13 protein-coding genes are annotated in these 13,950 nt (G+C 64.1%); 9 read left to right on the top strand and 4 right to left on the bottom strand.

Annotated features, from left to right (window positions below; all coding sequences use genetic code 11):
- The first annotated feature begins 72 nt into the window (after nt 1–72).
- Nucleotides 73–849, top strand: coding sequence for a hypothetical protein (locus JGU71_RS10200; RefSeq protein ID WP_199703976.1), 777 nt, complete (start codon nt 73–75; stop codon nt 847–849).
- Here JGU71_RS10200 and JGU71_RS10195 read toward each other — a convergent pair.
- A complete protein-coding gene (locus tag JGU71_RS10195) occupies nt 846–2,588 on the bottom strand; it encodes a penicillin-binding transpeptidase domain-containing protein (RefSeq protein ID WP_199704542.1) in 1,743 nt (580 codons plus the stop codon). The two genes, JGU71_RS10200 and JGU71_RS10195, sit on opposite strands and share 4 nt — an antisense overlap.
- Before the next feature lie 96 nt (nt 2,589–2,684).
- Nucleotides 2,685–3,617, bottom strand: a complete 933-nt coding sequence (locus JGU71_RS10190) for an NAD-dependent epimerase/dehydratase family protein (protein WP_199703975.1) — start codon at nt 3,615–3,617, stop codon at nt 2,685–2,687.
- A 131-nt stretch (nt 3,618–3,748) separates the two neighbouring features.
- Here JGU71_RS10190 and JGU71_RS10185 point away from each other — a divergent pair, with 131 nt between their 5' ends.
- Together JGU71_RS10185 and JGU71_RS10180 are read left to right on the top strand one after the other, a co-directional pair.
- On the top strand, nt 3,749–4,444 hold the full coding sequence (locus JGU71_RS10185; RefSeq protein ID WP_199703974.1) for a TetR/AcrR family transcriptional regulator: 696 nt from the start codon (nt 3,749–3,751) through the stop codon (nt 4,442–4,444).
- A 190-nt stretch (nt 4,445–4,634) separates the two neighbouring features.
- Nucleotides 4,635–5,189 carry a YqgE/AlgH family protein gene (locus tag JGU71_RS10180; RefSeq protein WP_307829628.1) on the top strand — a complete coding sequence of 185 codons (555 nt, stop codon included), beginning with the start codon at nt 4,635–4,637 and terminating at the stop codon, nt 5,187–5,189.
- Nucleotides 5,190–5,256: 67 nt separating this feature from the next.
- Here the strand turns inward: JGU71_RS10180 and gad are convergent, their stop codons facing one another.
- On the bottom strand, nt 5,257–6,648 hold the full coding sequence (gad, locus tag JGU71_RS10175) for a glutamate decarboxylase (RefSeq protein WP_199703972.1): 1,392 nt from the start codon (nt 6,646–6,648) through the stop codon (nt 5,257–5,259).
- Between the two features lie 118 nt (nt 6,649–6,766).
- Between gad and JGU71_RS10170 the strand changes: the two genes are divergently transcribed.
- Genes JGU71_RS10170 through JGU71_RS10145 form a run of 6 tightly spaced genes read left to right on the top strand, consistent with a single transcriptional unit; the run spans nt 6,767 to nt 12,431 of the window.
- Nucleotides 6,767–7,273, top strand: a complete 507-nt coding sequence (locus JGU71_RS10170; RefSeq protein WP_199703971.1) for a sigma-70 family RNA polymerase sigma factor — start codon at nt 6,767–6,769, stop codon at nt 7,271–7,273.
- The gene (locus tag JGU71_RS10165; protein WP_199703970.1) at nt 7,270–7,983 is read left to right on the top strand and encodes a zf-HC2 domain-containing protein; all 714 of its coding nucleotides are present in this window, start codon (nt 7,270–7,272) and stop codon (nt 7,981–7,983) included. The genes JGU71_RS10170 and JGU71_RS10165 overlap by 4 nt, the downstream gene beginning before the upstream one ends.
- 32 nt (nt 7,984–8,015) lie before the next feature.
- Nucleotides 8,016–9,713, top strand: coding sequence for a thiamine pyrophosphate-binding protein (locus tag JGU71_RS10160; protein WP_199703969.1), 1,698 nt, complete (start codon nt 8,016–8,018; stop codon nt 9,711–9,713).
- Nucleotides 9,710–10,369, top strand: a complete 660-nt coding sequence (locus tag JGU71_RS10155) for a DUF8713 domain-containing protein (RefSeq protein ID WP_199703968.1) — start codon at nt 9,710–9,712, stop codon at nt 10,367–10,369. Before JGU71_RS10160 ends, JGU71_RS10155 begins: the two co-directional genes overlap by 4 nt.
- The gene (locus tag JGU71_RS10150) at nt 10,366–11,394 is read left to right on the top strand and encodes a 3-oxoacyl-ACP synthase III family protein (RefSeq protein WP_199703967.1); all 1,029 of its coding nucleotides are present in this window, start codon (nt 10,366–10,368) and stop codon (nt 11,392–11,394) included. The genes JGU71_RS10155 and JGU71_RS10150 overlap by 4 nt, the downstream gene beginning before the upstream one ends.
- Before the next feature lie 8 nt (nt 11,395–11,402).
- Nucleotides 11,403–12,431: an aminotransferase class I/II-fold pyridoxal phosphate-dependent enzyme gene (locus tag JGU71_RS10145; protein WP_199704541.1), complete on the top strand. Its 1,029-nt coding sequence runs from the start codon at nt 11,403–11,405 to the stop codon at nt 12,429–12,431.
- Nucleotides 12,432–12,434: 3 nt separating this feature from the next.
- Here the strand turns inward: JGU71_RS10145 and JGU71_RS10140 are convergent, their stop codons facing one another.
- Complete coding sequence (locus tag JGU71_RS10140) at nt 12,435–13,757, bottom strand: HNH endonuclease signature motif containing protein (protein WP_199703966.1); 1,323 nt, start codon at nt 13,755–13,757, stop codon at nt 12,435–12,437.
- Nucleotides 13,758–13,950 lie beyond the last annotated feature (193 nt).

Below are 13,950 nucleotides of genomic sequence, written 5' to 3'. Positions count from 1 at the left end.
CAAGCAACCGCGCCGCACGATGGCATCACAATATCGCCACGGAGTGAAGAACAGGCCAACTATCGTCGACGGGTGATCGAGCTGAATTTCGGCGCCGGCAACGACCGGTTGCTGGTCCCCGTGATGTGGTTGTTCGTTGCAGTACTCGTCACCTTCGTGGCAACGCGACTGGTCACGCGACACATTCGCGCCCGCTCGACTCGCGAACCGTCGGAGGCAACGACCGAGGTCGAGTCGGAGGCGACGACCCAAGTATTTCGAGACATCAACATCGGCGGTGTCCACATCCATCATCAGGTCTTCGGAATCCTGCTGATGGCCATCGTCGGGGTCGCACTCATCGCCACGACGCCCGAAGGCGCTGCCCTGAACATCTTTTCGGCCGCCTTCGGTGTCGGACTAGCCCTCACTCTCGACGAATTCGCTCTGTGGCTGCACCTCGACGATGTGTATTGGAGTACCGACGGACGCAAATCGATCGACGCGATCTTCTGCGCATTGGCAATCACCGGGGTGCTCATCGGAGGCTCGGAATTTGTCAGCGGCACGATCGGCTCATCGGGTTGGTGGCTATCGATCTGCTATCTGCTCGTCGGGTTGGCGATATCGGTGGTCTGCATGCTCAAAGGAAAATTCGTCACCGGAATCGTCGGCGTCATGGTCGAACCGATCGCGATCATCGGTGCGCTCCGCCTCGCCAAACCGGATTCGTGGTGGGCACGTCGTCGTTACGCCACCAAACCGGCACGGATGCAGCGCGCTCGGGCCCGATTCGGCGAAGAGTACAACGCCCGCTGGAACCGAATTCGGGACCTCGTCGCGGGCGAGCACGGCACAGGCACGTCCTAGCGCGCGCGGAACTGTTCCGATCGAAGGAAGCGTCCAGCGGCCTCCAAAGCCGGCCCGGAACTGTCGGCGTCGGAAACGAACACCGCAAACGCGACGTCGCCCGCGATTCCGACAAACCAGCCGTGTGCAGGGCCGTTGCCATGCTCGGCGGTTCCGGTCTTGCCGCGCAGGTCTGGAATGTCGTTCAGAATCGTCGCCGTTCCGCCGGTGACCGTCTCTCGCATCATCGTCAATAGCTCCGACGATATGTTCGGTGGAAGCTGGTCCGGCGTTTTGTCGCCCGTTCCCGGCTTCCCCTGGACGATCATCGGTGCGCTCACGCCGTTGTTGGCGATCGATGACGCGACGAGCGCCATACCGAACGGCGACGCCGTCACCTTGCCCTGACCGATGCCGGATTCGACTCGCTCCGCAGGTGTGTCGGCCGGAGGAACCGAGCCGGTGACCGTCGTGAGGCCGGGGGTGACGTAGTCGACGCCGAGACCGAACTGCGCCGCTGCCTTGGTCAACGCGTCAGGCGGAAGGGCGACGGCGAGGCGACCCAAGGTCGTGTTGCACGACCGCGCGAACGCGGTGTGGAACGGCACCTGACCGAGGTCGAAGTTCTCGTCGTTCGGGATCTGCCGACCTTCGATGTTCTCCGTGCCGGGGCACGGCAGCACGGTGTCCGGCGTGACCGTCCCCGCTTGCAACGCGGCCGACGCCGTCACGGTCTTGAACGTGGAACCCGGCGGGTAGAGCCCGGTGAGTGCGATCGGACCTTGGGCATCGGCGGACGCGTTTTGCGCGACGCCGAGAATGCCGCCGGTCGAGGGCTCGATCGCCACGATCGCTGCCGGCTGCTGAATGGGAGCGAGCGCAGCTTCGGCAGCGACCTGCAGGTTCGTGTCGAGTGTCGTCGCGATGTCCGGCGTTGTCTTGGCATCTTCGCCGATCAGGCGCTCTGCGCTGCCGTCGGGCGCGATCGACGCGACCTCCCAACCCGCCGCGGCGTCGTTGGCTTCCTGCCACAGTTCGCTCAGCCCGTTGAACGCCGGCGAGGTGAGCGCGCGGTCGGCGGTGAGCAGCCGGGTCTGTTGAACGAGTTCGACGCCCGGAATCGCAGCGAGCGCAGCCGAGATCGGCGCTGCATCCTGTTCGCGAAGAGCGACCGGAGTGATCGGTTTGCCTTCTGCCGCAGCAAGATCGGTCTGCATCGACTGCGCGGTGACGGTCGGCGCGACGGGTGTGAGCAGCGCGGCAACAGCAGCGGTGTCCGCGGTCGGTGACACGTTGACCAGCGTCACGACCTGCTGCGTCAAAAGATCACGGCCGGCGCTGTCGGCCACACGAGCAGGTTTCGGATACGTCGCGCGGTAGACCAGCGAGCCGGTGCTGCCTGCTTCGAACGGCGCCAGAACGGACGGGTCCCAGCTGATCCGCCAGCCCTCGGCACCATCGATCGCCGTCGCGTTTGTCGTGTATTTCCACTCTTTCGGCGAGTCACCTCCGCCGAGTTTCCAGCTGGCGGCGAAGGTGATCGTGTCGTCGTCGCCGGACTTACCTGTCTTGTCGACGGAGAACTGCACTTCCTTGCCGAGCCCGTCGTACACCTGCGTTATGGCAGCGCTCGCCTGGGCGGGGTCGGAGGTCAACGCGGCCGCAGCACCGACATCGTCGCTGTTCAACGCGTTCGCGAACTGCTCCCCGAGCGTCTGCGGCTGGTCTGGACCGCTGTCGCCACATGCGGTGAGAATCATGGTCAAGCTCGCCCCGACGGCGAGAAGCGTTGTGCGCACGACCTCGATAATGCCCGAGACATCGAGCCGCGGGCATTATCGAGGATTCGCCGCGTTTCACGCCTGACGGGCTCGCCACCATTCGACGGTCTGTTTGATCGCTGTGTCGAACGGGGTCGGGCTCACCCCGAGGACCTTCTCGCTGCGTGAGGAGTCGATCACGAACGGCTTGCTGAACTGATACGACGTCTCGGCGAGTTCCCGCGAATCCGTCGACACGACGCCGCCGACGTGCAACACCCAGGCTGGGATCGCCGACATCTTGGGAGTCGGCACATCCCCCGCGCGGGCAACCGCTTCGATCAGCTCTCGCTGTGTCACCGCAGGTGCGGTCGGTGCGTGATAGAAGCCGTTCCACAACTCCGGGTTGGTCGCTGCAGCGATCATCGCGCTCGCCAAGTCCGGGACGTAGGTGAACGAGTGCGGCATGTCGAGGCTCCCGATGACGCGCATCGTCTTGCCGGCCAAGACCGTAGGAATCATGCGCTCGCCTGCATGCGACATCATCACGTGCGGACCGAAGAAGTCCGATGCCGCGACGCTGACGGTGTTGGTTGCGGACTCTTCGCGGGCGCGTAGCAGCTCGGTGCGGATGCCGAGCTTGCCTTTCGTCGCATTGCGCGGAGTGTCTTCTGTGATCGGACCGTCGACATGACCGTAGGAGTAGAGGCTCTCGGGGAAGACGACAACGGCGCCGACCCTGCCCGCTGCTTCGAGTACTGCCTGCTCGGCGACCGGCAACTCGGCCTGCCACGCCTTGGCTGTGTAGGCCGATCCGTGAATGCAGTGGTAGACGGCCACCGCACCGTCGAAGGCCGCGGCAAGCTGCTCGGGCTTGGATACATCGGTCTTGCGGCGTTCGATCAGCGCGTGCTCGGGTCCACTGCCGGACCTGGTCAGGATTCGAACCTGATGGCCCTGCGCCGCCAACTGCTCGGCGATGTTGGTTCCGACCTGCCCCGCTCCGTTGACGACATGTATTCCGGTCATTTCGTTCCCCTGATCTCGTTTGTGAGCACTGCTCTCGGTTCGATTCCAAGCATGCACCCGGATCGCCTTCGAGTCAAGAGCACTGCTCTCTTTTGTTGACACTGCTCTTGTAGACGGTGCAAGCTGACACCATGACCAGCACTCCACGTGAGCGTGCCCGGGTACAAACGCTCGAAGACATCACGCGGATCGGTCGAGATCATCTGGCCAAGGAGGGTGCTGCAGCGCTCTCACTGCGTGCCGTCGCGCGCGACCTCGGCGTCGTCTCGTCGGCGGTCTATCGCTACGTCAAGAGTCGCGACGAGCTGCTGACCCTGTTGGTCGTCGACGCCTACAACGAACTCGGCGACGAGGTGGACGCCGCTCTCGCCGACGCGCCGGCCGACGACTACCGCGAGCAGTTCCGCGCAATCGGCTGGGCGGTCCGCAGTTGGGCGCTGCGGGAACCGGCTCGCTACGCACTCTTGTTCGGCAGCCCGGTTCCCGGCTACGCAGCTCCCGCCGAGCAGACGACCGGACCGGGCACGCGCGTGATCACCGCATTGGTCGGGCTGTACGAACGCGCCTACCGCAGCGGCGATCTGACGATTCCGACCACCGTCGCCGCGCCCGCCGAGCTGCATCGCAGCTTCGCCGCGATCCGCACCCAGTTCGACCTGGAGGCACCGGACGAGCTCATCGCACGCGGTGTCTTCGCGTGGGCAGGGCTTTTCGGCGTCGTGAATTTCGAGGTGTTCGACCAATACGGACCGCATACGTTCAGCGACAAATCCGCCCTGTTCGCCCACCATCTCGAGGTGCTGCTGGAATCGATCGGCCTCGTCTGAATTCTCGGCGCAATCTCTGCGAGCGTCTTAACGGACAACCCCGCCGGAACGGTGCGATGATGTCCTGGTGGCACAGGGAGACGAACCCGACGACCAGACAACCCGGGACGATTGGGGCGAGCGCAGCGACGGTGGAGCATCGCGTCGCGGCGAGGGCCTCTCGGCAGACCACTGGGAGCCCGAATCAGTCGTGCGCCCAGGCAGCCTGCTGGTTGCCTCGACAGAACTTGTCGAGCCTGCCTTTCGAAGAACCGTCATCTACATCATCGAGCACAACGACTCGGGCAGCTTGGGCGTCGTGATCAATCGGCCCAGCGACACCGCGGTGCACAACGTGCTGCCGCAGTGGTCCAGCCTCGTGTCGCGTCCGCGCGCGCTGTACGTCGGCGGTCCGGTCAAGCGCGATGCAGCGCTCTGCCTTGCGACGCTCCGCGTCGGTGTCGACATCGACGACGTCCCAGGTTTGCGGCGAGTCGACGGCCGCGTAGCGATGGTCGACCTCGATTCCGATCCCGACGAGATCCGCCCGCTGGTCGAGGGCGTTCGTATCTTCGCGGGCTACTCGGGGTGGACCTTCGGGCAGCTCGAAGGCGAGCTGGAACGACAGGACTGGATGGTGTTGTCGGCGTTGGCATCCGATCTGATCGGTCCGCCGCGCGTCGATCTCTGGGCAAGCGTCCTCAGACGCCAGCCGCTACCCCTTGCCATGCTCGCGACCCACCCCATCGAGGTCGAAAGAAACTGAGGTGGCTGAGGCGGCTTCGCCGCTCGTGAGTCCTTTCGGAGGGCCTGCCCGCCAAAAGGACTCACGACTAGTGGGCGAAATGCGCCGCGTGCGAGTGCCCGTTGCGACCTCGTTCGCACAATTCCTTGACCACTGCCTTTATCGCCACCATCAGCATGTGACCGAGATCCGCACTGAAGCCTTCGCGGAACACGATGCGCAATACGGCGACGTCCTCCGCATCCGCGGGCATCGTGTACGCAGGCACCTGCCAACCACCGGCGCGCAGTTCGTGTGAAATGTCGAAGACCGTGAAGCCGCATTCTGCCTGCAGCTTGAAGGTCACCACCGGAATCGCCGACCCGTCGGTGATCACCTCGACCTCGGGCAACTCCGCGAGCTTGCCACTGACCCGAACTGCCGTGTCGCGCAACGTTTCCATGATCGCCGTGTAGCCGCCGCGGCCCAGCCTGATGAAGTTGTAGTACTGCCCAACCACCTGGTTACCCGGCCGCGAGAAGTTCAAGGTGAAGGTCGGCATGTCGCCGCCGAGATAGTTGACGTGGAAGACCAGGTCCTCGGGCAGGTGCTCGCGGCTGCGCCAGACGACGAAGCCGATGCCCGGGTACGTGAGCCCGTACTTGTGGCCGCTCGCGTTGATCGACACCACGCGCGGAACCCTGAAGTCCCACAACAGATCCGGATCCAGAAACGGGACGACGAAACCACCACTCGCCGCGTCGACGTGCAGCGGTATGTCGGGTCCGCCGTCGGCAGCCAGCTTGTCGAGCGCTGCCGCTATCTCGGCGATCGGCTCCAACTCGCCCGTGTACGTCGTTCCGAGGATGGCGACGACGCCGATCGTGTTCTCGTCCACGGCGTCGAGCACCTGCTCGGGCGTGATGACATACCGATCGGGAGTCATCGGCAGGTACTTCGCCTCGACGTCGAAGTACTTGCAGAACTTCTCCCACACGACCTGAACATTGCTGCCGAGAACAAGATTCGGCTTCGTCGTGTCTTTGTCCGACCCAGCTTTCCCAGCCCGCGCATCCCGCCAGCGCCACTTCAGCGCAAGGCCCGCGAGCATGACAGCCTCGCTCGATCCGATCGTCGACACACCCGTCGCCGATCTCGAATCCGTCGGATCCAGATCCGGCGCGTGGAAGAGGTCGGCGACCATATTGACGCACCGCTCCTCGATCGATGCCGTCGCTGGATATTCGTCCTTGTCGATCATGTTCTTGTCGAACGTCTCGGCCATCAGCCGCTCGGCCTGTGGTTCCATCCACGTCGTGACGAAGGTAGCCAGATTCAGCCGTGAACTGCCGTCGAGCATCAGCTCGTCGTGGATGTACCGATACGCCACCTCGGGATGCATCTCCGAGTCCGGAAGCCGAAGCGCCGGAACAGGTTCGGTATCGAGGCGAGCCGTATAGGCGGGTGCGAGAAAGCCATCGGGATGGGTGATCCGCTTCATCGCTCCAACGCTAGACCTGCCGGTCGCTGCGCCGCCGCGATTTCCGTTGCTCGAAATTCTCTGCGCTGCATTGAACCCTCCCGACCGCTGTACCGTTTGTTGTGCGGGAGGTGACGACGTGCCCGACGATCAGGCCGAGTTGATGCAGGTTCTCTACAGCGAGCATGCGACAGCGCTGTGGCGATACACGCTCGGCCTCACGGGCGATCCGGGTCGGGCAGAAGACATCGTGCAGGAAACTCTGCTGCGGGCGTGGCAGCGGCCCAACATTCTCGATCAGTCGACGACGTCGGCGCGGGCCTGGCTGTTCACGGTGGCACGCAATCTTGCATTCGACGAGCATCGCAGCGCGCGGAGCAGGCGCGAGTTCGGCATGGAATCGCCACCCGAGGTGCCGAGCCCCGATCAGTCCGATCGTGCACTCGACGCGTGGCTGGTAGCAGACGCATTGGCCAAGTTGAGCGTCGAACACCGCGAGGTAGTCGTTGCCGCCTATTTCCGTGGGCTGTCGACCCACCAAATTGCGGCTGAGCTTCGAATACCCGATGGCACGGTGAAGTCGCGGATGCACTACGGAATCCGGGCTCTGCGCCTCGCGCTGCAGGAGATGGGGGTGACGAGATGATCGACGAAGACGATCGCTACGACACCTGGGACGCCGCCTACGTTTTGGGTGCGTTGTCCGCGACGGACCGACACGAGTTCGAAGCACACCTCAAGGGCTGCTCGCAGTGCCACCAGGCGGTCGGCGAGGTGGCGGGTGTTCCCGGCTTGTTGTCCCTTGTGCCGCACGACGTCGCGTTGTCGTTGGTCGACGCCGAGCCTGAGCCGACGACGCCGGCACAGCCGGACCTGATGCTGCATCGGCTGGTGGCCGAAACACGTCAACGCCGCCGACGTGGACGTCTCGTTGCCATCGGCGCCGCCATCGCCGCTGCGGTAGCTGCGGTTGCCATCGCTGTCCCCGTGACTGCGAACTACCTCGACAACCGAAATCAGGGGACGTCGGAGACCATCGTCGCCGAGCTGGCGATGACGAACGTCGTCCCGTCGTCGTTGTCTGCGAACTTTTCCCTGCTCGCGCTGCCGGACGGTGGGACGCGTGTCGCCATGGAATGTCGATATGCGGATGCGGGTGGACGTAGCTATACGGGCACGTTCGCGATGTGGGTGACCAGCGCGGACGGCGTCGAGTCGAAGATCGCGCAGTGGTCTGCCCGCCCCGGCGACACGGTCGACACCACCGCTGTCACCAACAACGTGCCCGACGAAATCCGTACGGTCGATATTCGGTCCGTCGCAACCAACCAGGTGCTTTTGGTCGGGACGGTCTGAACCATTCGGTGCCGAGCTTCGTATCAATAGGTATGAACGCGGCCACCCATGACCAGGTACAGCGCCCCCAGCGCGTAGTCGACTACCTGGTCGACGCGATCGCCGCACTCGGTGTGCACCACGTCTTCGGCGTCGACGGCGCCAATATCGAGGACCTCTACGACGCTATCTTCGCCACCGACAGCCCCGTCACGGGGATCGTCGCGAAGCACGAATTCTCGGCAGCGACGATGGCCGACGGCTACGCCCGCTCGTCGAGTGGCCTCGGCGTCGTGGCAGCAACCTCGGGTGGCGGCGCGATGAACCTGGTGGCGGGACTCGCGGAGTCGTTCACCTCACGTGTTCCCGTGCTCGCACTGATCGGTCAGTCGCCGACCTCTGTCGAAGGCAAGGGCGGCTTCCAGGATTCGAGTGGCAAGGCTGGATCGATCAACGCGCTCGCACTGTTCTCCGAGATCGCCAACTACTGCGCACGGGTCGAACGCGCTGAAGACATAGAAGAGCAGCTCGATCGTGCGGTCCGCGCCGCACTGCGTGGCGGTCCGGGAATTTTGTTGCTTCCCAAGGATATCCAGCAGGCGACGTTCACCCCGAAAGCTGCCTATCGAAGGCCGGTTGTTCGTCCCGTCCGCGATCTGGTCGGTCTGGCGGCGGTCTCCGACGCCATCGCAACGGCGCGTACAACCGGCAAGATCACGATCATCGCAGGTGATCAGGTCGCGCGGAACGATGCGCGCAGGCAATTGCGTGGCTTGGCTGGAGCTTTGGACGCATCCGTCGGTGTCGCACCCGATGCGAAAGACGTCTACGGCAGCAACGACCCAGGCTTCTGCGGTGTCGCCGGAATCATGGGCAACGCCGAACTCGTTGCAGCGGTGCGGAACTCTGCCTTGTGCCTGTTGGTCGGCACTCGGCTACCGTCCACCGCGGGCGCGGGTCTCGCTGCCGCTCTGGCCGATACGACGGTCGTCAGCATCGGCGCCGAAGAGCCCTACGTCGCGTCGACCCACGCCACGAGCAGCGATCTCGGCGGTACCCTCGCCGAACTCGCACAAGCCTTCGGGTCTCCCACACCTGCCGAGCGCAGCATCGCGACCAACACCGTGACGACCCTGCACGTACCTGCCTCGGACGGTCCGGGCCTGCGGTATCGCGACGCTGTCGACGCCATCGCCGCAGTTCTACCCGCCGGTGCCGACGTCTTCGCCGATGCAGGCAACACCGGAGCGTCTGTGGTGCATCATCTGCCGATTCCGGACGGCGGACGTTTCGTCGTCGCCCTCGGGATGGGCGGCATGGGCTATGCCTTCGGCGCCGCGATCGGGTCGTCCTGTGTACGCGAGCGGCGGACCTTGGTCATCGCAGGCGACGGCGCATTCTTCATGCACGGCATGGAGATTCACACGGCGGTCGAACACGGGCTGCCCGTGACGTTCGTCGTGTTCAACAACAACGCGCATGCGATGTGCCTTACTCGCGAACAGCTCTTCTACCAGGATCGGTACAGCTTCAACCGATTCCAGCCGACGATGATCGGCGAGGGTGTCGCTGCGATGTTCCCGACCATGCCGTCGTTCGCAGCACGTGACCTTCCACAACTGGCAGCCGCGCTCGCCGCAGCAGCCGACCATGACGGACCGTCCTTCATCGCGGTCGACTGCGATCCCGACGAAGTTCCACCGTTCGTGCCGTTCCTTCAATCACTCGGCGATCGAGGAGAGATCACGTGACCATCGCACTTCCCGCGCTCAGTGATATCGCGTCCGACGACATCCAGGGGATACTCAGGATCGAGAACTCGGACAAAGACGAGACGACGCCGATCATCGTCGACATGCTGCGGTCGGTGTATCCGCATCAGCAGATCTTCGGCGAGTTCTGCCCGGTCAACGCCTACATCGCGGCCCCGCCGCGAGACGTGTACGAATACCTGGCGGACACACGAAGTTTGGAGGAGTGGACCTACAGCCTGCGCGGCTTCGTCGAAACCGACGAGCCCGGCCTGTGGCTCGCCGAAGACAGAATCGGCAAGAACACCAGCATCTACACGCGGACGGTCGCCAATCCGGACGCGATGACGGTCGACTATCACTGCGCGTGGGACCAGGGCAAGCACCTGTGGATGATCTACCTGATCCGTGTGGTCGACGCGCAGCAAGTCTTCGACAAGCCGGGATCGGTTGTGCTGTGGACGAATTGCCACCATCCGTTCTACGACGAGAACCCGTATCCGGAGACGGCACCACCCACGCGCCCGGTGTGGGTCGGTGACTTCTGGGACATGTTCTCAGCCGGCCACCAGATCGAAATGGACAACCTCAAAGCAATCTGCGAATACCGCGCGACGCACAACCTCCCGATCAAGCCCGAGTGGATGAACAGATGACACCTCTCGCAACGGTGAGCCTGGTCGATGTGGCCAGCTATCTTCCCGAAAACCGCGTTCCCACCTCGTATTTCACTCAGTACGCCAAGACCGACCGGATGGCGAAGAACATCATGTTCCGTGCGCCGACGTGGCGTCATCACGTCGCCGCCGACGAAACTGCGGTCGACATGGCGGAGCGCGCCATGGCACCACTGATCGAACGTCGTGGTGCGGCAGAGGTTTTGGGGGTCGATATCCTGCTCACCCACACCCAGCTGCCCGACCTGCCCGTTCTCGGCTGCGGCTCCGAGCTCGCGAAGCGGATGGGCATGAAACCCGAATGGATCCTCGACGTTCACAATGGCGGATGCGCGTCGTTCCCCTACATGATCCAGCTTGCCCAGATGATCATGAGCACCACCACTGCAAAGTCCGCGCTGATCGTCGCCGTGCAAAACGCTGCGGGACAGGGCATGACGCAGACGGAGGTACGCAAGCTCGCGCAGGCAACCATCCCCGGCGACGGCTGCGGTGTCGGTCTACTTCTCAAGTCCGACGAGGCACCCGTGCTCGGTGTGCTCGCGCGCAACTATCCCGAGTTCGCCGGCGACATGACCGGCGAGGTCGAGCCTGCTCGCAAATACTGGGAGCCCGGCGAAGGTCAGTGGCGAATCGCGTTCACCGAAGCCAAGATCATGAAGGTCTTCGCCCGCGGCAACCGGCTCGTCCCCGAGGTCGCAACCGCACTGTGCGACGAACTGGGAATCAAGCCATCGACCGTCGATACGTTCGTCACGAATCAGCCGAACCGACTGTTCCTACGCAACTGGGGAGACGCACTCGAGCTACCGGCCGAGCGCCATCCCGACACGTTCGACGAATGCGGAAACCTTTTCGGTGCAGGCATTCCCATCACCCTCGACGTAGAAAACCAAGCTGGACGAATCAAAAACGGGTCGTTCGTGCTGATGTCGGCGTTCGCTCATGCGGGCGACTTCGCAGCAGCGGCAGCCGTGCAATGGGGAGCGGAGCCCACGTTATGACTGCTGGAATGCTCGAACCGACAATTCCTTTCGATCCGTCGCAGTTTGCATTGACGGGCAGGAACTTCGAGCTCGGACTGAGCGAAAACCCCTTTCCGCCATTGCCTTCGGTACTCGACGCGTTGACAAGCGTGATGGCGCAGGCCAACAAGTATCCGGAGTTTCTGCCGGAGCGCCTACCTCGTGTGATCGCCAACCGCGTCGGCGTTGCACCCGATCAAGTTGTCGTCGGGTCCGGTGCCACCGGGGTCGCGATGCAGATCATGCAGTCGGTGATGACGACGGGCGACCGGATCGTTTTCGCGCTGCCCAACTTCGACGGCTATCCGATCATGGCCGGGATCGTCGGCATGCGGGCGACCGCGGTGCCGCTCGACAGCGCGGGGCGCCAAGACCTCAGGACGATGGCTGCGGCGATCGACCGTCGGACCAGCGTCGTCGTCGTGTGCCGACCGCACAACCCGACCGGAACCCTGGTCACGGCAGCGGAATTGGAGCGCTTCCTCGCTGCGGTCCCGAAGCGAGTGACGGTGATCCTCGACGAGGCATACGTCGAGTTCGTCAATGCTGCGAACGCGGTCGATGCTCGCGCGCTGGTTGCGAAACACCCCAATCTGCTTGTGCTGCGTACGTTCTCGAAGGCGTTCGGTCTCGCTGGGCTGCGTATCGGCTATGCCTTCGGTTCCCCGCAGCTGATCGAGCGGGTCCGTCGGTGGCAGCTACCGTTCGGGGTCAACTCCGCAGCGGTCGCCGCCGTCACCGCGTCATACGCTGCCGAGCACGAACTGAAGGCTCGCGTCGCCAGGATCACAACCGAACGCGAATACCTGCGTAACTCGCTGTTGCACTTGGGCGTCCGCGTTCCACGTAGCTTCGCGAACTTCCTTTTCCTCAAGGGTCCAGGCATCGCATCCGCGCTGGAAGACGTCGGCATCCTTGCCAAAACCTACGCGGACGGCAGTGCGCGGATTGCGGTCGGCGATCCGGTGGCGAGTCGTGCGGTGCTGAGGACTCTTCGCGCCGCTGCGCGCGGCTGAGGTCTAGGCCGCCGATGCCAGGGTGTCGGTGTTGCGGCGGCGTTTCTCCAGGTCCCAGTTGCGGAGCAGCACATCGGTGGCGAAGCTGGCATCGAGCGGTTCACCGGACCAATCAGCAGTGACAGCATCGGGATCGACGTAGCGATAACGGCGGGCGAGGTCGTCGGCATCGCCGAACAGCAGTGGGGCGTAGTCGATTCTGCGTCCGTCGAGGTCTGCGAAGGTGAACTTCTGATTGCCGTCGGCGGTGATGGTGAACAACCCGTCATGCAACGCGCGGTGATGCTCACCGCACAGCAGGGTCAGATTGTCGAGATCGGTCGGACCGCCCCGCGAATAGTAGACAACGTGGTGCGCGTGCAGGAATCGGGTGCGGCCGCAGCCCGGAACCGTGCAGCATCGATCCCGGATCAGCAACTGCCGCAGCAGAGTTCGACTCGGCCGACGTCGAGACTTATCCCAGGCGATGGTCGGTCCGAGACGCCCGTGCCGGATCAGCCGCACCGACGCGGTACACAACACCGCCTCCAGAGTCTGCGAATCGAGACCGGGACCGTCGTCGAGATGAGCATGCGGAGCGTCCAGTGGTGTCCCGTCCGGACCGACATGAACCAACACATCCGCGGACGGAGACACGACCGGAGACTCGGCGGTGCACAGGGTCTCGGCCATCGCCACCATCGCCGGCACCGGATTCGAGGGTGCCGGTGCGGTCAGATCCGGGTCAGGGGTGTCGGGTCCAGTCGCGTCGGTGCGGGTTCGTTCACACTCGGCGCGGGTGAGGGCGGCGAGGAATCGGGCACCGTCCTCGGGACGGAATCGGGCCATCAGAACCAGGTAGCCGTCGTCGTCGTAGAACCACCGCCCACCGGCACGGTCGGTATCCGGGTCATCGGGGGTGCGGGTTTGTCGGACCAGGCCGCGGACGAGTCGGTCCAGCTGCGCCGCCGGTGCTTGCAAGGCGATACGCAGCAACGACTCTTCGGTATGGGGTGTCGCGACCCGGGTGAGAGCACGGACTTTGGAGTAGGACACCCGGCCCTCGGCAAACGCCTGCGCAATCCGCGGCAACACGGTCACGGCGTTCGCGACGCGGACCTGCTCACGAGCGGTGTGCAGGCTGACGCCGGCTTTCCAGGACAGCCAGTGGGCGGCGGAGTGTAGTTGCCAGCCGGCCCAGCCGCGGCGGGCGTCGAATTCGGCGAGCAGGGTCAGGAATCGGGCGGTGGCGGCGGCGATTTGCCCGGCGAGAGAACAGATTTCGGTTTCGATCTCCTCGATCGGCCGTTGCGCCGGTTGGTCTGCCGGTAGTTCTGCGGTGTTCATCGAATCTCCCCGTTTCGATAGAACTGATGTTCGACAAACCTACCGCGACCCACCGACAGAAACACGATCACCGAAACGTCCCCGCGGGGACGTCGGAACGCAGCCCACGCGTCCCCGCGGGGACGTCGAAGCGGCGCGACCGAGCCACCCGAGCCGCCGAGCCACGGAGTTACCGACAAGAACGGGCCATCAA

The sequence above is a fragment of the Antrihabitans stalagmiti genome (genome assembly GCF_016482825.1).
Taxonomy (GTDB): domain Bacteria; phylum Actinomycetota; class Actinomycetes; order Mycobacteriales; family Mycobacteriaceae; genus Antrihabitans; species Antrihabitans stalagmiti.
This window is presented reverse-complemented; position numbering and strand designations above follow the sequence as displayed.